At 61.5% G+C, this 369-nt stretch carries 1 protein-coding gene; it reads left to right on the top strand.

The window, feature by feature from the left end:
* Positions 1 to 210, top strand: a 210-nt coding sequence (locus tag QWI17_RS05645; RefSeq protein ID WP_302721540.1) for a hypothetical protein, incomplete at its 5' end; no start/stop codon positions are given.
* Between the last annotated feature and the right edge of the window lie 159 nt (positions 211 to 369).

Raw genomic sequence — 369 nt, 5'->3', positions numbered from 1 at the left:
CAGCGACTTGGCAGCTTCGAGAATCGCCTCGCGCTTGGCCAGGTCCTTGGGCCGGCCTGGGCCGATGGGTGCGTCGTTGGACATTGTGGTCTGCATGTGGTTGATCAAGCTCCCATATTACCGGCTGGAGCGGTTTCCAGCAGTGATCGTAGCCATCGTCAGGCGATTTCTTATCGACTCTGGCTTCTCGGCAGCAGTTCCCTGACTTAATATACCCGCCAGTACAAATATTCGAAGTACCCTCTGCGAAAGGATTCATCATGTTGCGCCAGGCCTTGTCCATCGCGTTGCCCGCCGCCGTCGCCGTGCTTCTGGCGGCGTGCGAACAGGAAGCCGCCGCCCCCGCCGCCCCGCGCCCGGCGTTGGTGG

The sequence above is a fragment of the Gilvimarinus gilvus genome (assembly GCF_030518155.1).
Classification (GTDB): domain Bacteria; phylum Pseudomonadota; class Gammaproteobacteria; order Pseudomonadales; family Cellvibrionaceae; genus Gilvimarinus; species Gilvimarinus gilvus.
Note: the sequence above shows the minus strand (reverse complement) of the source record. Positions and strands in the feature narration are given on the sequence as shown.